The sequence below is a fragment of the Streptomyces sp. NPDC002838 genome, from assembly GCF_040295365.1.
In the GTDB taxonomy this organism is placed as follows: domain Bacteria; phylum Actinomycetota; class Actinomycetes; order Streptomycetales; family Streptomycetaceae; genus Streptomyces.
Map to the genome: position 1 here is coordinate 75,636 of NZ_JBEOVF010000012.1, position 18,902 is coordinate 94,537.

An 18,902-nucleotide genomic window follows, 5' to 3' on the forward strand; every position below is an offset into this window, starting at 1 on the left:
CTGGTGACGAACGACGATCGTCCGGTCCTGGTCGTCACCAACCTCGACGACCCGACCGCGGACTTCGTGATCACCGAGCTGCACGACCGGGGTGTCCCGGTCGTGCGGTTCGACTCCGGTGACTTCCCCGCCACTCTGTCGTGTTCGGCCACCATCGGTGGCACCGACCGGTGGCGGGGAAGCGTGCAGACCTCGAGCCGATGTGCCGACCTGGGCGCGGTGCGTTCCGTGTACTACCGGCGCCCCTCCGGGTTTGCCTTCCCCCACCTCGACAAGCAGGACGAGCGATTCGCCGTGGCCCAGGCGCGCTACGGGCTGGGCGGCATCCTGACCTCTCTGCCCGGCTGCCTTTACGTCAACCACCCCCATCGCATCGGCGACGCCGAGTACAAGCCAGCCGGGCTTGCGGCAGCAGCGGCGGCCGGCTTCACGCTTCCGCCGACGTTGATCACCAACGTTCCCGACGACGCACGGGCCTTCATCAGGGCGCACGGCCCGGTCATCTTCAAGCCGATCTCGGTTCCGCTCTACCTGGTCGACGGCAAGGCCCAGACCGTCCCCGTGACTGAGGTGACCGCCGACGAGATCGACGACTCCGTATCCGGCACCGTGCACCTCTTCCAGAAGCGGGTGGACAAGGTTGCCGATATCCGGGTGACTGTGATCGGCGAGCAGATCTTCGCCGTGCGGATCGACTCCGGTCTCCTCGACTGGCGCACGGACTACGGCACTCACACATACACGTCGGTCGCCGCTCCGCCTGCAGTGGATTGGTCTATGCGTGCCTATCTGAAGCACTTCGGGCTCGTCTTCGGTGCGTTTGACTTCGCTCTGACCGACTGCGGCGAGTGGATCTTCATCGAGTGCAATCCTTCCGGGCAGTGGGCATGGATGGAGCCGCCGACCGGTCTGCCGATGACTGCCGCACTCGCCGATCTCCTGGAAGGAGGACTCCGTGGCTAGTGAAACCGACATCGAGACAGCCGCAGCCGATCTCCGGCGCCGGCTCGCCCGACAACTGGAGAAGGACGGCTGGCTGCGCTCGCGGCCGTGGCGGGTCGCCGTGGAGGCCGTGCCCCGCCACAGATTCATCCCGCGCTTCTACCGGGAGAGCCATGCCCCGGGCGTTACCACCTGGGAGCCGGTCACACAGGAGACGGTCGGCAAGGAGGAGTGGCTCCGGCTCGTCTACACCGACGAGACATGGATGACTCAGTTCGACGGCCGGGACATCGACTGGGCCGACCCGAAGCCGATCAGCAACGCGGCCCCGACCTCGTCGTCGACGTTGCCGAGCCTCGTGGTCCGGATGCTCGAGGACCTGGATGTGCAGGACGGCATGAATGTGCTGGAGATCGGCACCGGAACCGGTTACTCGACAGCGCTGATGTGCCACCGGCTCGGTAGCGAGGGCGTGACCTCGATCGAGACGGACGAGGGCGTGGCCCGACGAGCCGGCCACGCCCTCACCGGATCTGGTCATACTCCCCACCTGCTGGTGGGGGACGGTCGCGCCGGCCACCCCGACGGAGCCCCGTACGACCGGCTGATCGCCACGTGCGGCTTCCGCAGCATCCCGCCCGCCTGGCTGGAACAGGTCCGGCCAGGCGGGGTCATCCTCACCACCCTTCGCGGCTGGATGCGCTCCCTCGGCCTGGCCAAACTCATCGTCACGGGTGACAGCGCGAGCGGCTGGTTCAGCGAGGACGACCCGAGCTTCATGATCGCCCGCCAGCAGGACGCACCGGAGAGCCTCGGCATGGTGCCGGGCCCCGACGACGGGACGGTACGGAAAGCCGTACGCGGGCCAGAGCTTCTCACCAGCTCCGGGTCGGCGTTCATGGCGCAGCTCGCGGCGCCGGACGCCCGTTTCTTCTCGATGGCGGTCGACGGCGGCCCGGTCAGCACGTTTCTACTGGACAGCGTTACCGATTCCTTCGCCGTCCTCGCTCCCACGGACGGCGGCTGGCAGGTCAGGCAGGGCGGCCCCCGCCGCCTGTGGGACGCGATCGAGTCGGCAGTGGCCACCTGGGAGGAGTACGGCTCACCGAACACCGCGGCGTTCGGCGTGACCGTCTCCCGCGACCAGCAGGCCGTCTGGCTTGGGAACCCGAACGGCCCACAGTGGGCGCTACCCTCCTGAGACAGCCGCCACCGACGCGAGGAACGCCAGGATGGACGACGAACCGCTGAAGGATTGGGCGGAACGCCGTGACGCGAGGATCGGCCGACTTCGCGCCGTGCCTGTCGTGCCCGGCCACGGGCCCAGGGCATCGCATCTGAATCCGGATGCGCCCCGCGCCATCGAGCGCTGGAACGGGCACGCATGGGAGCTGTACGGGTTCGCCGCCAGCCTGGCCGACGCCAAAGCCATCCTGTACCCGGAGGCCAACGAGCCTTCACCCCCAGGGCCGGTGCCGAAGCCGCTCGGCTCCGGCACCGGCAAGCACCGCAAACCCCAGGTGCCCAGGCCGGACGGTGGCGGCCGGGCACAGAGGTGATCAACGTCGCCGCGCCTGAGGCTGCTGCGTGCGCGGAGCGGCGGGGTGCCCCTCGACGTAGTGCGCGTTGGCTGCCTGGGCTCGTGGGCCGGGTGCGTGTCTTTCGCCGAGGCGGCGGATGCGCCAGGTCAGTGCTCGTGCGGGGCTGTGGGCGTCGTCGAGCGTGCGCTGGTCGAGGGCCTGGTCGAGGATCGCGGTCGGGTTGTGTCCGGCTGCTTCCGCCTCGGCGAGCACGGTGGCCAAGGCGTCCCAGGCGGTGTCGGTCAGGATGCGTTCGGTGTGTTCGGGGGCTGTCTGTTGGAGGTGGTGGGCGTAGCGGCGTTTGGTCTGCGGGCTGGGTGTCCGGCTGGCGAGGCCGGCCAGGACTGGTCCGGTGATCTGCGCGTACGCGGCCTGCAGGTGGATGAGGGTCTGTTCGGCTGCCGCCTGCTGTTGGGCGTTCTGGCGGGTGCGGTGCCAGTGCATCGCGTAGGCGACCGTGGTGAGGGCGACGTCCAGCAGCATCGCCAGCCCGGCATCGTCTCCATGTCGTGCGGGGTCCTTCCAGATCGCCTGGACACTGCGGCGCAGGACGCGGGCACTGGTGTGGTCGGCAGCGATGCGGGAGCGGGTGGCGCGCTCGAAGGCGACGGCGGCTCGTTCGAGTTCGGCCCGCACCACGGGCGGAGCGGTGAGCGGGAGCAGGTCGAGTGCTCCGCCGAGCGCGGCCAACTGGCCCTGGGCCGTCGGGGCGTCGCCGTGGGTGAGGTGATGGGGGATGCGTTCGGTGGTGGCGGTGGCCTGGTGCCAGGGGTTGCCCGGCCGGACGGTCGCGGGCTCGGGACTGGTGGTGGTGAGGCGTTCGCGGATCTTGGGCAGGGAGAGATCGCCGGCGAGGGTGGAGCCCGCGTAGAACACGGGCTCGCCTTTGTCGTTGGTGTCGCCGGGCAAGGCGAAGTTGCAGCCGAGTGCATCGCCGGAAGGGCCGAGCTTCAGGCGCACAGCCACACCCGTTGTCTCCAGCAGGGCGAGAACTCGGCCTTGGTGGAGGCGGCTGCCATGGCGCGGCGGACGCGCAGGCGCAGGATCTCGCGGGAGGTGGCGTCCTGGCCCAGGCGCTTGGCTTTGAAGTGTTCCTTGCTGGTGGGGCGCTTGGCGGCGGTGCCGTCGCCCGGCTTCAACCGCCTGAGCCCGTAGTCGGCTTCGATCTGGCGGGCTTCGCGCTGGTCGTAATCGCGCTGGGGACGGCGGCCGTCCTGACGTACGAGGGTGGCGGCGATGTGGATGTGGTCGTCTGCGTGGCGGACGGCCACCCAGCGGCAGGCTTCCTCGTCGCCCTCGGGGGCGATGCCGGCTGCGGCCCACGATCCGGCGGGCGATGTCCGCCCACTGGGCGTCGGTGAGGATCGGGTCCTCGGGTGCGGCACACGGGGCAGTGCCACACGGTGTGTCTTCGACATGGGCGACTGGAAGCGGGTGCTGGCCGCTGCCGGCGTCATCCCTCCCCGAGAGCACGGCGCCCGCTACCTCCAAGCGGCTCCCGAAGACGGCATGCACGCCCTCCGGCACGCCTACGCCTCCGTCCTCCCGGACGCGGGAGAGAGCATCAAGGCGCTCTCCGAGTACCTCGGCCACTCGGACCCCGGCTTTACGCTCCGGACGTACACGCACCTGCTGCCGTCCAGCGAGACCCGCACCCGTAAGGCGATCGACGACGCCTTCACGGAAGCGGAGCCCCAAGGCCCCTCCGGGGACATGAAAAAGGCGGGGTCCGAAAACCCCGCCCACACACCACGAATCCCCAGCTCAGGGCCACACCAGGCAATACGGCTGATGCCCCGCCTCATGCAACCGATGGCTGAAGTCCTGCCACTCATGCAGCAGTTGGTACACATTGAACGCATCCCGAGGCCCACCCCGGTCCGGCACCGTCGACCAGATGAACGCCGCCGCGCCCACCGCCTCCTCGCCGATGCCGCGCAGAGGGTCGACGACCGTCATGGGGAGCTTGACCACGGCGTAGTCGGGGTGCAGGACGACCAGTTCGAGCGGCGGGACCTTGTGCAGCGGGACGCCCTCTATGCCGGTGAGGACCATCGCCGCCATCGTCTCCGGCTTGATCTTCGTGAACATGCCGTTCATGCCGAGCTCGTCGCCGCCGAGTTCCTCGGGGCGCATCGAGATCGGGACGCGGGCCGCGGTCGCGCCGTCCGGCGCGCCGAAGTACTTGTACGTCACCCCCACCCGACCACCATTCCTGCTCCCCGCCCGCAACCGGTCGACCCGTCGGTCGAGCCGGTCGGACTCACCGGTTCCACCGGGTTCTCCCTGGCCTCCCTGGCCACCCTGGCCGCCCTGGCCACCCGGTCCACCCGGTATTACGTGTCCCTGACGTGCTTCGTTCGATTCCTCCGCGTCGCGCCGGTGCCTTCCCCGCCGGGCACGTCGAGGACCCAGGTCGTCAGTCCCCTCGCCCAGTCCGCCACCGCGATGCATATCTCCACCCGACTGCTTTTCTAGGACGCGTGGCCCCCGCCGCGCAACCCGATCATCGTGTCAGTGACCTCCCCCACGGCCGCCCGCCGAAACGTGCGTTGAAACACCTGTCCGCAGGATCTTCGCAGCCCCTGAACGAGCCGCACTACAGATTTGCCCCCGTGAGCTGTGTGTATCAGGTCTCAGTCTCGCAGATGTCTCAGAGGTTGCAGGCGGGGAGACTGGCTGCCGGGTCAGTAGCGGCCGACCCGTGCGCCACTCGGCCCCGCCCCCGTACCTCGCTGCCGTACCTGCCCCCTGGCCTACCCTGAGGAGGTCACTGGCAAGCGGAGTCCGAGAACGTCGGAGAAGGTCGGAGAAGTCGCAGGTCATGAGCGAAACGCCCTATTCATACGATGCGCCTGTCTCACAGGCTCTTTTCGACCGTGCGGCCGCCGTCACACCCGGCGGCGTGAACTCCCCGGTGCGTGCCTTCCGCGCCGTGGGCGGAACGCCCCGGTTCATGGTGTCCGGCAGTGGTCCGTATCTGACCGATGCGGATGGGCGCGAATACGTCGATCTCGTCTGTTCCTGGGGGCCCATGATCCTCGGGCACTCCCACCCCGAGGTCATCGCCGCCGTGCAGGACGCCGTCTCCCGCGGGACCTCCTTCGGTACGCCCGGTGAGGGCGAGGTCGCGCTCGCCGAGGAGATCGTGGCCAGGGTCGAGCCCGTCGATCAGGTGCGGCTCGTGTCCAGTGGGACCGAGGCCACCATGTCGGCCATCCGGCTCGCCCGCGGGTTCACCCGGCGCACCAAGGTGATCAAGTTCGCCGGGTGTTATCACGGGCACGTCGACTCGCTGCTCGCCGCGGCGGGGAGCGGCGTCGCGACCTTCGCTCTGCCCGACACCCCGGGCGTCACCGGTGCCCAGGCCGGCGACACCATCGTGCTGCCGTACAACGACCTCGAAGCCGTGCACGAGGCCTTCCACCGGCATCCCGGCGAGATCGCCTGCGTGATCACCGAGGCCTCGCCGGGCAACATGGGCGTCGTACCGCCGTTGCCCGGCTTCAACCAGGGGCTGAAGGACGCCTGCGCGAACAACGGGGCGCTCTACATCTCCGACGAGGTCATGACAGGCTTCCGGACCAGCCGCGCCGGATGGTACGGCGTCGACGGCGTCCGGCCCGACCTGATGACCTTCGGGAAGGTGATGGGGGGCGGCTTCCCCGCCGCCGCCTTCGGCGGTCGCGCCGATGTGATGGAGCACCTCGCGCCCGCCGGCCCGGTCTACCAGGCCGGCACCCTCTCCGGGAACCCCGTCGCCACCGCCGCCGGGCTCGCCCAGCTGCGGCTCCTCGACGACGCGGCCTACGCCAAGGTCAATGCCGTGTCCGCGCAGATCCAGGCGCTGGTCTCCGAGGCGCTCACCAAGGAAGGCGTCGCGCACACCCTGCAGAACGCCGCCAACATGTTCTCCGTCTTCTTCACGGACCGTCCGGTCCGTGACTACGAGGACGCCAAGGCGCAGGAGTCGTACCGCTTCACCGCCTTCTTCCAGTCTCTGCTGGCGAACGGCGTCTACCTGCCGCCGTCGTCCTTCGAGTCCTGGTTCGTGTCCACGGCCCACGACGAACGGGCCGTCCAGCGGATCGCCGACGCCCTTCCGGCGGCGGCCCGAGCGGCTGCGGAGGCGACGCAGGCATGAGTGACAAGAACGCAGCCACCAGCGCGGCCGAAGGTGACATCACCGTCGTTCACCTCATGCGCCACGGCGAGGTCGCCAACCCGGACGGCGTCCTCTACGGCCGTCTCGCCGGCTATCACCTCTCCGAGCTCGGCCGGCAGATGGCCGACCGGGTCGCGGAGCACCTCGCCTCCCGCGACATCACCTACGTCTGCTCCTCCCCGCTGGAGCGGGCCCAGGAGACGGCGACCCCGATCGCCAAGGCGCACGGCCTGGACATCGCCACCGACGAGCGGCTCATCGAGGCCGAGAACGTCTTCCAGGGCAAGACCTTCGGGGTCGGGGACGGGGCGCTGCGGCGGCCCGAGAACTGGAAGCACCTCTTCAATCCCTTCAAGCCATCCTGGGGCGAGCCGTACGTCGACCAGGTCATCCGCATGAGGGGTGCGCTCGACGCGGCCAAGGACCGGGCGCGGGGGCACGAGGCCGTGCTCGTCTCCCATCAGCTGCCGATCTGGATCGTGCGGTCGTATGTCGAGAAGCGGCGGCTGTGGCACGACCCGCGCAAGCGGCAGTGCACGCTCGCGTCCCTGACGACCTTCACGTACCAGGGCGACAAGATCGTCTCCGTCGGCTACACCGAGCCGGCCCGTGACCTCGTCCCCGCCCACCTCCTCGCCGGTGCCAAGCCGGTGAAGGGGAAGGACAAGGCCTTCGGCGCCTGAGACTTCTTCGGTGCCTGAGCATCGTGGGAGCGGTATCTGCGGTTCCTGTGGCGTGTTTGTGACGTTTGTTGCGGAATGCGCGTGATCAACAGGAACCTCCTCGTCCGTCACGTCCTCTGACTGGGTGACCACCACAGGACGTGACGAACGGGGATGCAATGCGCACTCTCACCCGAAGGGGAGCAATCGGACTCGGCGCGGGGGCCGCGGCCGCCGTAGGACTCGCGGGGTGTGGCACCCTCACGTCGTCAGACGACCCGACCCCTGCCGGAGGTTCCGGGACGGACGGGAACAAGCCCTCGGGCAGCCCGAAGCCCACCGCGCGCCCCCTCGGCGACGGCTCCACCTCCTTCACCGGCAAGCAGCCCCACCAGCCCGCGAAGCCCGAGCCGTTGGAACCGGGGCAGACCCCGCCGCAGTTCGTCGTCTTCTCCTGGGACGGGGCGGGGGAGGTCGGAAATGGCCTGTTTCCGCGGTTCCTGGACCTCGCCAAGGAACACGGCGCGTCCATGACCTTCTTCCTCTCCGGGCTGTATCTGCTGCCCGAGTCGAAGAAGCGGCTCTACCACCCGCCGAACAACCCGCGCGGCGCCTCCGACATCGGCTACCTCACCGACGCGCACATCAAGGACACGCTCAACAGCGTCCGCCGGGCCTGGCTGGAGGGCCACGAGATCGGCACCCACTTCAACGGGCACTTCTGCGGGGAGGCGCACGGCTCGGTCGCGCACTGGACGCCGCGGCAGTGGCGCAGCGAGATCGACCAGGCCAAGTCCTTCGTCAAGCAGTGGCGGACCAACACCGGGTGGACCGATCTGCCCGCCCTGCCCTTCGACTACGACAAGGAACTCGTCGGCGGCCGCACGCCCTGCCTCCTCGGCCAGGGCAACCTGCTGCCCACCGCCCGCGAACTCGGCTGGCGTTACGACGCCTCCTCGCCCGGCGGGCGTCAGGTGTGGCCTCAGAAGCAGCAGGGGATATGGGACCTGCCGTTGCAGCAGATACCTTTCCCCGGACGCTCGTTCGAAGTCCTGTCCATGGACTACAACATGCTGGCCAACCAGTCGATCAACTCCACCAACGCCCCCGCCCACAACCACCCGCGCTGGCGGCAGCAGTCCGCCCAGGCGTACATACAGGGATTCAAGCGGGCATACGAGACAAACCGCGCCCCTCTCTTCATCGGCAACCACTTCGAGCAGTGGAACGGCGGCATCTACATGGACGCCGTGGAAGAGGCGTTCAAGCACATCGCGCGGGAGAAGGAGAAGGGCGAGGACGTACGGCTGGTCTCCTTCCGGCAGTTCGTGGACTGGCTGGACGTGCAGAAGCCCGAGGTGCTGGCCAAGCTCCGTACGCTGGAGGTCGGGCAGCAGCCCGTCGGTGGCTGGAAGGAGTTCCTCGAGGACACCGGCGCCACGGCCTCGCGGGACCCCGGGCAGGCCGCCTGAAATGCGGATTTCCCCCCGCAAGGGGGGTGCGCAAGATCCCCGGAATGGGCATGCGAAACTTTTCACATGAGTGCCGCCAGCCGCGCCCCCCTGCGCTCGACCAACCCGATCCACTCGCGCAACCGGATCCCTTCGCGCCGTGCCGCCCTGATGACCGCCGGCGCCGCCGTCGCGGCGCTGCTCGTGTCCGCGTGCTCCTCCGGGGGCACCTCCGGCGGGGGTGGCGACACCAACTTCGTGATGGGCGAGGACGGCATCGCGACCGTCAAGCAGGGCGAGCGGGCCGCGGCCCCCGACCTGTCCGGCAAGACCATCGACGGCAAGCAGCTCGACGTCTCCTCCTACAAGGGCAAGATCGTCGTCCTGAACGTGTGGGGCTCCTGGTGTGCCCCCTGCCGCGCCGAGGCGCCGGGCTTCCAGAAGGTCTACCAGGACGTCAAGGCCAAGGGCGTGCAGTTCGTCGGCATCAACACCCGTGACACCAGCACGGCCAACGCCCTCGCCTTCGACAAGGAGTACGGCGTCACCTACCCCAGCCTGTACGACCCGACCGGCAAGCTGATGCTCCGCTTCAAGAAGGGCACGCTCAACCCGCAGGCGATCCCCTCCACGCTCGTCATCGACCGGGACGGGAAGATCGCGGCCCGCTCGCTGGCCGCGCTCAGCGAGGAGAAGCTGCGCGGCATGCTCGACCCGGTCCTCGCGGAGAAGTGACGTGAGCGCAGCGTTCACGCTCGCCGCGACGGGCTACAACGGCACGGTGCTCAACGGCGCCCTGCTCGTCGCGCTGCCCATCGCGCTGCTCGGCGGCCTCGTCTCCTTCTTCTCCCCGTGCGTCCTGCCGCTGGTCCCCGGCTACCTGTCGTATGTGACCGGCGTCACCGGCACCGATCTGGCCGAGGCCAGGCGTGGCCGGATGGTCGCGGGCGCCTCCCTGTTCGTGCTCGGATTCACCGCCGTGTTCGTCTCCAGCGGAGCCCTGTTCGGCTACTTCGGCGACACGCTCCAGGAGCAGAAGGGCATCCTGTCCAAGGTGCTCGGCGTGCTCATGATCTTCATGGGCCTCTTCTTCATGGGCCTCATCCCCGGGATGACCCAGCGGGAGTTCCGCTTCCACAAGAAGCCGGTGGCCGGACTGGTCGGCGCCCCCTTCCTCGGCGCGCTGTTCGGCATCGGCTGGGCGCCCTGCATCGGCCCGACCCTCGCCTCCGTACTGGCCCTGTCCTCCCAGCAGTCGAGCGCGGGCCGCGGGGCCCTGCTGACCGTCGCCTACTGCCTCGGCCTCGGCCTGCCCTTCGTGCTCGCCGCGGTCGCCTTCCGCAAGGCGCTCGGTGCCTTCGGCTGGGTCAAGCGCCACTATGTCTGGGTGATGCGGATCGGCGGCACCATGATGATCGTGACCGGTCTGCTGCTGCTGACCGGCGCGTGGGACCGCATCGTGTCGGAGATGCAGGTCTGGTCCAACGGCTTCACTGTGGGGATCTGATCGATGAGCAAGACCACCACCGACACCACCCCTGACCGGGCGGCCGAGGACCGGGACCTGAGCGCCGCCGGCTCCCAGCTGTCCACCGCGCCCGTGGAGGGCCCGCCCAACCTGCCCTCCCTCGGCGTGATCGGCTGGCTGCGCTGGTTCTGGCGGCAGTTGACCTCCATGCGGGTCGCCCTGCTGCTGCTCCTGCTGCTGGCGCTCGGCGCGATCCCCGGCTCGCTCATCCCGCAGTCCGGCGTCGACGCGACGAAGGTCGCCGACTTCCGCGAGAAGAACCCCGCCCTCGGGGACATCTACGACAAGCTCGGCCTCTTCCACGTCTACAGCTCGGTGTGGTTCTCCGCGATCTACATCCTGCTGTTCGTCTCCCTCATCGGCTGCATCGTGCCCCGCACCTGGCAGTTCGTGGGCCAGCTGCGCAGCCGCCCGCCGGGCGCGCCCAAGCGACTGACCCGGCTGCCCGCCTACACGACCTGGCGCACCGAGGCCGAGCCGGAGCAGGTGCGCGAGGCCGCGCTCGCCCTGCTGAAGAAGCGCCGCTTCCGCGCCCACCTCACCGGTGACGCCGTCGCCGCCGAGAAGGGCTACCTGCGCGAGATCGGCAACCTCGCCTTCCACATCGCCCTCATCGTGATGCTGGTCGCCTTCGCCTGGGGCCAGCTGTTCAAGTCCGAGGGCAACAAACTGGTCGTCGAGGGCGACGGCTTCTCCAACACCCTCATCTCCTACGACGACTTCAAGTCGGGCAACCTCTTCAGCAACGACGACCTGACGCCGTTCAGCTTCACCCTGGACAACTTCACCGGCACCTACGAGACCAGCGGCCCCAACAAGGGCACTCCGCGCACCTACCAGGCCACCCTCAACTACAGCGAGGGCGCCTACGGCAAGGAGAAGAAGACCCTTGTCAAGGTCAACCACCCGCTGGAGATCGGCGACTCGAAGGTCTACCTCACCGCCCACGGCTACGCCCCCGTCATGACCGTCCGCGACGGCAAGGGCAAGGTCGTCTACAGCGACGCCGTCCCGCTGCTGCCGCTCGACTCCAACGTCACCTCCTCCGGCGTGGTCAAGGTCCTCGACGGCTACAAGAACGCCAAGGGCGTCAGCGAACAGCTCGGCTTCCAGGCCTTCCTCCTGCCGACGTACACAAAGGGCAACGAGGTGGCCTCCACCTTCCCCGCGCTGCTCAACCCGGTGCTGAACCTGCAGGCCTACCACGGCGACCTCGGCGTCAACTCGGGCATCCCGCAGAGCGTGTACCAGCTCGACAAGTCGCACATGAAGCAGTTCAAGAACTCCACGGGCGGGGTGCTGAGGGAGAACCTGAGGCCCGGCGAGACCATGAAGCTCCCGAACGGCGCGGGCTCGATCACCTACGAGAGCACCAAGGAGTGGGCCAACTTCCAGGTCACCCAGCAGCCCGGCAGCGGCTGGGCGCTGGGCGGCTCGCTCGCCGCGATCTTCGGTCTGGCCGCCTCCCTGTTCATCCAGCGCCGACGCGTGTGGGTGCGGGCGGCGAAGGGCGCCGACGGTGTGACGGTCGTCGAGATGGCAGGCCTCGGCCGCAGCGAGTCCGCCAAGGTGCCCGAGGAACTCGGCGATCTCGCCGGGATCCTGTACGACCGGGCCCCGGGCGCGCCGGATCCCGACGACGACCCCGCAGAACCCGCAGAACCTTCAGTTTCCCCCGACCCCGTTGCCACCGCCGAAGGGGCTGAGAATCAGTGACTCTCGCCGCCGCAACCGATCTGGCCGCCGCCGCCAACGAGAACCTGGCCAACATCAGCAACACGCTGATCTACTCCTCGATGGCCGTCTACACCCTGGCCTTCTTCGCGTACATCGCCGAATGGCTCCTCGGCAGCCGCAGCAAGGTCGGCCGCACCGCCGCCGCGCTCACCTCCAAGTCGCAGGCCAAGGCTCCGGCCGTCACCGTGAAGCAGGCCGGCGGCACCGCCGTACTGGAGCGGCCGCAGGTCGTCGTCCGGGCCGCGGCCGGCGCACGCGACGTGCCCGACGGGCCGGGGGCGCACGGCGGGGACGAGCAGGGCGACCTCTACGGGCGTATCGCCATCTCTCTCACCGTGCTCGCCTTCCTGATCGAGCTGGGTGGTGTGGTCGCCCGGGCCCTGTCGGTGGAGCGGGCGCCGTGGGGCAACATGTACGAGTTCAACATCACCTTCTCCACGGTGGCCGTCGGCGTGTACCTCTCGCTGCTGGCGCTGAAGAAGAACGTGCGCTGGCTCGGGCTGTTCCTGATCACCACGGTCCTCCTCGACCTCGGTCTCGCCGTCACTGTCTTGTACACCGCCAGCGACCAGTTGGTTCCCGCCCTCCACTCGTACTGGCTGTATATCCACGTCTCCACCGCGATCTTCTGCGGCGCGGTGTTCTACGTCGGCGCGGTCTCCACGATCCTGTACCTGTTCAAGGACTCCTACGAGAACAAGCTGGCGACCGGCGGCACGCCCGGGAAGTTCGCCAACTCGGTCCTGGACCGGCTGCCCGCCGCGGCCTCCCTCGACAAGTTCTCCTACCGCGTCAACGCGGCCGTCTTCCCGCTGTGGACGTTCACGATCATCGCGGGCGCGATCTGGGCGGGCGACGCCTGGGGCCGCTACTGGGGCTGGGACCCCAAGGAGACCTGGTCCTTCATCACCTGGGTCGCCTACGCCTGCTACCTGCACGCCCGCGCCACGGCCGGCTGGAAGGGCCGCAAGGCCGCCTACCTGGCGTTGATCGCGTTCGGTTGCTGGCTGTTCAACTACTACGGCGTCAACATCTTTGTTTCGGGCAAGCACTCCTACGCGGGTGTGTAGTTCTTCGCGGCTTTCAACCACTACGGCGTCACCTCGTGCGGATGCCCGCGCCCGGGGCCACGCTGGTGTCATGACCGGTTCCATCGGACCCATCGAACAGGGCACCAGCCAGACCCGCGGAAACACGCACATCCTCCACTTCCTGGTACGGCTCCCGAGGCCCATGGAGACGGTCTGGCCGGCGTTCTCCACCCCTGAGGGGCTCGCGTCCTGGTTCACCACCGCCGACGTCCTGGAACCCCGCCTCGGCGGCGCGGTCACCCTGCGTGACCTGGGGTCCGGACATGTGACCGCGTGGGACGTGGACCGGGTCGCCGAGTACACGGTGGAGGGCGGCGGCCGGATCCGCTTCCATCTGGAGCGGGACGGGGAGGAGGGGTCCGCCCTCCGCTTCACGCACGAGTTCCGGGGGGACGGGGAGTCGGAGTCCCGCTGGCGGGGACGGTTCGAACGACTGATCGATCAACTGGAGCATCACGTCTAAGACGGCGGCAGGCACTCCTTCGACGGCGGCTTCCCCTCCGGCCAGGCGATCTTCACGAAGCGGGCCGTGCCCTCGGAGGTCAGTTCCACGATCGGTACGGCCTTGTTGTGCGGGTTGCCGTGGTTGTCCAGGCAGATCCAGCCGCTCGCGCCGTTCACCCGCTGCTGCGTGCCCTTCATCAGGCGCCACTCGTTGCCGACGTCCTCCAGCGCCGGGAGGGTCTTCCCGGCCGGCTTGGCTTCGCGGATGCCCTGGAAGGTGAGCCGCATGGCGTCGTACGCGATGATCAGCTGGCCGTCCTCCAGGTCGACCTCTCCGATGGGCCCCACCTTGTCGCCCTGGGCCTCGGCCACCAGATCCAGGAGGGCCTTCGCGTCCTGGGCGGAGCCGCCGGTCGCGGCCGGGCCCTTCACCCAGGCGTCCGGGTGGGCGAGGGCCGTGTAGCGGACGGAGAGGTTGCGCTTGAGGGCGTCCCGGTCGAGCTTCCGGTCACCGGTGAGGTAGGAGGCCTCGTCCCCGGTCAGCAGGGTGAACTTGCGGTCCTGGCAGCCTCGTTGGCCCAACGCGTTGATGAACTGCCGCAGCTGGGTGTGCCGCCCGGCGAAGAGGATGGTGTCCGTGCTGTCGCCGGTGTCGCAGACCAGGTGGGTGATCTGCCGGAAGTCGTTGGCGGTGTTGCCCTCCTGACTGCGGTCGTCGGGCGGGTTGAACGACCAGGGCGCGTACGGGGACCCCTTCAGCAGCCTCTCGAACGAGCTCTGCAGCGTCCGCGCGTACGGGTCGTCGCCCCTCTGGTCGTGCACCAGCACCGCCTTTTCGGCCGAGACCTTGGCGAAGGACGTGAGCGCGCGGGCCTCGTCGGAGTTGGTGGGGGAGACCCGGGCGAGCCCCGGGAAGGGATCCTTGCCGTTCTGCCCGTTGGCGAGGTCGTCGGCGGTGATGGAGGTGCCGACCACCGGGATACCGCGGCTCGTGAGCTCCGCGACGGCCTTCTTGTTGTTCGCGGTACTCAGCCCGACCCCGGTGACCGCCCGCAGCTGGTCCTCGCCCTCCGTCATCCGCTCCAGCTGGTCGACCGTGTGCTGCCAGTGCGCCCCGGTCGCCCCCGGGTTGGCGAGCACGAGCCGGATCGCGGGCAGGGCGCCGTTGGAGGAGTGGTTGGCCCGGTACTGCGCCAGATACGCGCCCTGCAACTCGTGCAGCACGTCACCCAGGTTGTCGGGGTCGGTCGCGGTGAAGGGCTCCAGCAGGGCGACGGTGACGTAACTGCCGTCCCTGAGGGACCGGTTCTCGCGGTCGATCGCCCGTATGGCGTCCCGGAGCTGGGGCCGGCCGAAGTAGTAGTCCGTCGTCGACACGCCCACGCACTCGTCGCTGCCCTCGGGCATGACGACACCGGGGGCGCAGGACCGGTCGTCGCGGAGCAGCGCCCGGCCGCCGATGACCAGACCGGTCACCACCGCGGCGGCGACCAGCAGGGCGAGGTAGCGGCGCAGGGGGATCTCCCAGACGCCCTCGCGCAACCACACTCCGAAACCGCGTGCCATCACGCCTCCCCGTCCCCGTTGTCGCCGTCCCCGTCGTCCGGAACCCGAAGCGACCTGCCCGCGAGCGCGTCCTCCGGCCAGTCCCGCGAGGCCCGCCACAGCAGCGCGTTGCCCGCCGGCCGCAGATTGGACAGCTGCTCCAGCTCGAACCGCAGCCGGTCGCACACCTTCGCATCGGGCAGCGCGAGCGGGTCGGTCAGCTGCCACACGGCGTGCAGCAGCCGTCGTATCCGCAAGTGCAGTACGGCGTCCACACCCTCCGGCACGACCTGTCCGGCGTCCGTACGGCCCAGTGCGATCGCCGCCCGCCGGTCCTCGCTCCCGGCGAAGTCGCGGCCCTCGGCGTCGTGCGCGTGGAAGTAGGGCGCCGAGGCGATGAAGCGCAGGGACCGCAGCCAGGTGCGGATGTCCAGGGTGGGGAAGGCGTCGCGCAGATACGCCACCGCCGACTCGGCCGCACCCAGGGCGAGTTCGTGATGCAGCCGGTATCGGGCGCGGGCGGGATCGTCGTCGTCACCCGAGGGCTCGTAGTGCCGGATCAGCGTCTCGTGCGCCTCCCGCCACTGCCTGTGGTCGGCATCCCGGTGATGGAGCCGCAGCAACAGCAGGGTCCGTATGAAGGAATCCCCGACGAACCGGCCCGGCACCTCGGGCAGCCCCTCCCGCACGAGCCGGGTCTGAAGGGCTCGTACGTCCGCCGGTCCGAAGTCGTCCGGGAGGAGCGCGTCGGCGAGCGCGCACGCCGAGTCGTGGTCGTGGGCGGCGGCCAGCACGGTCAGCTCGGCCAGGCGGTCGGCGGGCACCAGCCGGTCGAGGAGTTCGAGGTAGGTGGGCCGCCCGTCGCGGTCCTCGTGCTGCCGTACGTCGGCGGTGAGCAGTTCCCCGAGCGAGGCGGCGCCCGGCAGGTTCTGCGCGGCGGAGTCGGCGAGCAGGACGATGCCGAGCGGATTGCCGCCGGTCAACCGGTGAGTGGCGTACGGGAGTTGGGACGGAACCGGGGCATCGGTACAGACCGCGCCCACGAGGTGCAGGGTGTCGTCGGGGCCGAGCGGAGGCAGCGCTACCAGCAGCGCCCGGGAGGACGGGGCCGCAGGGTCCGGCGTCCAGTCGCTGCGCCGCACGACTTCGACCAGGGACCGCCGTACGGCGTTGCGCAGGGCGGGCTGGTCGTGGCCGCGCAGCCCGCCGATGAACACGACCTGGTCGGCGATCCCGTCGGCGCGGTCGCGCAGTACGGCGTCGGTGAGCCCCGGGCCGGGCGCGGACTGCGCGTTGTCGACGAGCACGACGGCTCGCCCCAGTCGCCGCATGCGCGGCAGCACGCCCGCGTAGGCGTCGGTCAGGTCGGCGAGCAGCGCCCGCACCAGATACCGCTCGGCGTGTTCACGGGAGGTGCCGCCGGCCCGGAAGTGGCCGGAGAGCAGGATGAGGCCGCGCCGGGCGTTGCCGCTCGCGTTCGGGTAGTCGCGCCACCAGGTGGCGGCCCGCTGGTGGCGCCGGCTGACGAAACTGTCGGAGAAGGACTCCAGGGTCGCCTCGATCGCCGACGCCACGAGGGGCCCGGTGCCGCTCACCGCCGCGACGACGTTGGCGGTGACCCGGCCGACCATCCGCCCCGCGAACCCGCCGATCCACGACCCGCCCTCGTTCAGCAGCAGGATCCGCTCCACCTCGCGCCGGATCCGCTCGGAGTCGGCGTCGCCCCAGCCGCCCGCCGCCACCGCGACCAGCCCCGACATCAGCCGCGGGAACGTGATCCGCCCGGCGCCGGTCACCGGCTCGGCGAGCTGCTCGGCGACCACCAGCAGCGCCTGCGACACCGGCGACCAGGCCTCGGCGGGCCGCCCGCCGGACGGCGCCGCGAACTGGGCCTCCTCGCAGTCGATCAACGCGACCGGGGTGTGCCCCTTGTAGGCGTCCCGCAACTCGTCGAGCACCGCGCTCTTGCCCAGCCCGCGCCCGCCGGTGAGCAGGACGAACGGCAGCTCCTTGGCATGCTCGACGGCGATGGCCCGGTGCTGATGGGGGCGCAGGCCCACGAGTCGCGGGGCCAGACCGGCCGGATCCGTGTCGAACAGTGCGCCGCGCCCGTGCAGCCGTCTGCCCACCAGCATCTCTCCCCCCAGAGCTCCAATACCAGGGTAAGTAGGGGGAGTTGGTACGGGCCAGACCGCGTGATGTCCGTTGCGTTACGAAATTCTCGGCCTGTTGCCCGGCCTGTCAGTCGACTGTGATCGAGTTCAGCTTCTCCCGCAGATACGCATGGGAGTCCACGGGTTCGTACGCCACCCGCCCCACCGGCGCCGGAACCGACTCCACGCGCGTGCCCGGAGTGCACTCGCCGAAGTAGACGAGCGACATCAGCTCCTCGGCGGGCGCGTCGGCCGGCGGGGGCAGGACACGGTGCCGCCCCGACCGCCACCGGTCACCCGTCCAACGGGCCATCAGATCCCCGATGTTGATGGTGAACGCGTCCGGGTCGTACGGCGCGTCCTCCCAGCCGCCGTCGTCCGTGTAGACCTGCAAGCCGCCCTTCCCGGCCTGCCGGTCGAGGATCGTCACCGTCCCGAAGTCGGTGTGCGGGCCGATCCGGAACTGCCCCGGCTGCGGTTCCCCGACGACGTCGGTCCCCGGATACCAGTTGATGTTGAAGCCGTAGGTCGGGTGGTCCATGTGCCGGGAGAAGAAGTCGGCTTCGAGGCCGAGGGCGTCACCGAGCAGGGAGAGGAGCCGCTTCTCCAGCGCGGCCATCCGGGCCAGGTACTCCTCGCACAGCGTCTGCAGTTCCGGCACCTCCGCGGGCCAGACGTTGGGCGCGTACCACTCCGCGTTGACGACCGGGTCCTCGAAGGGCTCGTGCGTCGCGAAGGTCAGCGACTCCTTCAGATCCGGCGGGGTCTCGGTCCCCTCCGAGTACCCGTTGGCCTCGGCTCCCGGCCCGAGCCAGCCGCGCCCGCCGACCTTCGCGGCGTACGGCTGCTTGACCTCGGCGGGGAGCGTGAAGAACCTACGCGCGGCCTCCCGGATGCGGGCGCGCAGGGACGGGTCCACGCCGTGCCCGGTGACCAGGAGGAAACCGGCGGCCTGGAGGGCGTCGTCGACGGTGCGGGCGATGTCCTCGCGCGTCTCGGCGTCACCCGGCAGCCACGGCTGAAGGTCGATGGTCGGGATGCGCGGGGTACCGGGGGCAGGGGGGCCAGGGGGCTTACTCACCGATGTCCTCATTCCACAGTGCGGGATGATCCTTGATGAACTCGCGCATCATCTCGACGCACTCGGGATCGTCCAGGAGCACGATCTCCACGCCGTGCTCCGCCAGCCAGTCGTGCCCGCCGTGGAAGGTGGCCGCCTCGCCGATCACGACCCGAGAGATGCCGAACTGGCGCACCAGACCGGAGCAGTACCAGCACGGCGAGAGGGTGGTCACCATCGTCGTACCGCGATACGACCGCTGCCGTCCCGCCGCCCGGAAGGCGGCCGTCTCCGCGTGCGTGGAGGGGGCGTCGTCCTGGACGCGCCGGTTGTGGCCGCGGCCGAGGAGGGTGCCGTCGGGGCCGTAGAGCGCGGCGCCGATCGGGATGCCGCCCTCGGCGAGGCCGGCGCGGGCCTCCGCCACGGCGGTGGCGAGCCAGGCCGTCGCCTGTTCCTTGGGGTCCATACCTTCACTCTCCTGTGCGCGAAACACGAGGGCAACGTGCGGAAAGTACTCTCCCGGCATCCCGCAGCCGGACGAACT

Annotated in this window: 16 protein-coding genes and 2 pseudogenes; 12 read left to right on the forward strand and 6 right to left on the reverse strand. The window is 69.7% G+C overall.

What is annotated here, in order from left to right:
• The first annotated feature begins 3 nt into the window (after positions 1-3).
• Genes tgmB through ABT063_RS17915 form a run of 3 tightly spaced genes read left to right on the forward strand, consistent with a single transcriptional unit; the run spans position 4 to position 2,501 of the window.
• Positions 4-963, forward strand: a complete 960-nt coding sequence (gene tgmB / locus ABT063_RS17905) for an ATP-grasp ribosomal peptide maturase (protein ID WP_351058307.1) — start codon at positions 4-6, stop codon at positions 961-963.
• Positions 956-2,143 carry an ATP-grasp peptide maturase system methyltransferase gene (gene tgmC, locus ABT063_RS17910; protein WP_351058308.1) on the forward strand — a complete coding sequence of 396 codons (1,188 nt, stop codon included), beginning with the start codon at positions 956-958 and terminating at the stop codon, positions 2,141-2,143. Before tgmB ends, tgmC begins: the two co-directional genes overlap by 8 nt.
• A gap of 31 nt (positions 2,144-2,174) precedes the next feature.
• Positions 2,175-2,501: a DUF6087 family protein gene (locus ABT063_RS17915; RefSeq protein ID WP_351058309.1), complete on the forward strand. Its 327-nt coding sequence runs from the start codon at positions 2,175-2,177 to the stop codon at positions 2,499-2,501.
• Here the strand turns inward: ABT063_RS17915 and ABT063_RS17920 are convergent.
• Positions 2,502-3,924, reverse strand: a pseudogene (locus ABT063_RS17920) (relaxase family protein).
• Between ABT063_RS17920 and ABT063_RS17925 the strand changes: the two are divergent.
• Positions 3,918-4,220 (forward strand): annotated as a pseudogene (locus tag ABT063_RS17925) (tyrosine-type recombinase/integrase); the annotation flags it as partial. The pseudogenes ABT063_RS17920 and ABT063_RS17925 overlap by 7 nt on opposite strands.
• Before the next feature lie 66 nt (positions 4,221-4,286).
• Here ABT063_RS17925 and ABT063_RS17930 read toward each other — a convergent pair.
• Positions 4,287-4,976 carry a hypothetical protein gene (locus ABT063_RS17930; RefSeq protein ID WP_351058310.1) on the reverse strand — a complete coding sequence of 230 codons (690 nt, stop codon included), beginning with the start codon at positions 4,974-4,976 and terminating at the stop codon, positions 4,287-4,289.
• 370 nt (positions 4,977-5,346) lie between these two features.
• On the opposite strand from ABT063_RS17930, the gene hemL reads away from it, so the two are divergent.
• From hemL to ABT063_RS17970, 8 genes are all read left to right on the forward strand, one after another.
• Complete coding sequence (hemL, locus tag ABT063_RS17935) at positions 5,347-6,666, forward strand: glutamate-1-semialdehyde 2,1-aminomutase (protein WP_351058311.1); 1,320 nt, start codon at positions 5,347-5,349, stop codon at positions 6,664-6,666.
• Entirely contained in the window at positions 6,663-7,370 is a 708-nt protein-coding gene (locus ABT063_RS17940) for a histidine phosphatase family protein (protein WP_351058312.1), read from the forward strand. Before hemL ends, ABT063_RS17940 begins: the two co-directional genes overlap by 4 nt.
• Before the next feature lie 158 nt (positions 7,371-7,528).
• Complete coding sequence (locus tag ABT063_RS17945) at positions 7,529-8,821, forward strand: polysaccharide deacetylase family protein (RefSeq protein ID WP_351058313.1); 1,293 nt, start codon at positions 7,529-7,531, stop codon at positions 8,819-8,821.
• A gap of 66 nt (positions 8,822-8,887) precedes the next feature.
• Positions 8,888-9,535, forward strand: coding sequence for a TlpA family protein disulfide reductase (locus ABT063_RS17950; protein ID WP_351058314.1), 648 nt, complete (start codon positions 8,888-8,890; stop codon positions 9,533-9,535).
• 1 nt (position 9,536) lies between these two features.
• On the forward strand, positions 9,537-10,307 hold the full coding sequence (locus ABT063_RS17955; RefSeq protein ID WP_351058315.1) for a cytochrome c biogenesis CcdA family protein: 771 nt from the start codon (positions 9,537-9,539) through the stop codon (positions 10,305-10,307).
• A 3-nt stretch (positions 10,308-10,310) separates the two neighbouring features.
• On the forward strand, positions 10,311-12,044 hold the full coding sequence (gene resB, locus ABT063_RS17960) for a cytochrome c biogenesis protein ResB (RefSeq protein ID WP_351058316.1): 1,734 nt from the start codon (positions 10,311-10,313) through the stop codon (positions 12,042-12,044).
• Positions 12,041-13,135 carry a c-type cytochrome biogenesis protein CcsB gene (gene ccsB / locus ABT063_RS17965; protein ID WP_351058317.1) on the forward strand — a complete coding sequence of 365 codons (1,095 nt, stop codon included), beginning with the start codon at positions 12,041-12,043 and terminating at the stop codon, positions 13,133-13,135. The genes resB and ccsB overlap by 4 nt, the downstream gene beginning before the upstream one ends.
• Before the next feature lie 70 nt (positions 13,136-13,205).
• Positions 13,206-13,619, forward strand: a complete 414-nt coding sequence (locus ABT063_RS17970) for an SRPBCC domain-containing protein (protein WP_351058318.1) — start codon at positions 13,206-13,208, stop codon at positions 13,617-13,619.
• Here the strand turns inward: ABT063_RS17970 and ABT063_RS17975 are convergent.
• The 4 genes from ABT063_RS17975 to ABT063_RS17990 all read right to left on the reverse strand — a co-directional run bounded on the left by ABT063_RS17975 (position 13,616) and on the right by ABT063_RS17990 (position 18,824).
• A complete protein-coding gene (locus ABT063_RS17975) occupies positions 13,616-15,166 on the reverse strand; it encodes a type 1 periplasmic-binding domain-containing protein (RefSeq protein WP_351058319.1) in 1,551 nt (516 codons plus the stop codon). The two genes, ABT063_RS17970 and ABT063_RS17975, sit on opposite strands and share 4 nt — an antisense overlap.
• Entirely contained in the window at positions 15,166-17,280 is a 2,115-nt protein-coding gene (locus ABT063_RS17980; protein ID WP_351058320.1) for a hypothetical protein, read from the reverse strand. Before ABT063_RS17980 ends, ABT063_RS17975 begins: the two co-directional genes overlap by 1 nt.
• A gap of 106 nt (positions 17,281-17,386) precedes the next feature.
• Positions 17,387-18,379, reverse strand: coding sequence for an isopenicillin N synthase family dioxygenase (locus ABT063_RS17985; protein WP_351058321.1), 993 nt, complete (start codon positions 18,377-18,379; stop codon positions 17,387-17,389).
• Entirely contained in the window at positions 18,372-18,824 is a 453-nt protein-coding gene (locus ABT063_RS17990) for a nucleoside deaminase (protein WP_351058322.1), read from the reverse strand. The genes ABT063_RS17985 and ABT063_RS17990 overlap by 8 nt, the downstream gene beginning before the upstream one ends.
• Positions 18,825-18,902 lie beyond the last annotated feature (78 nt).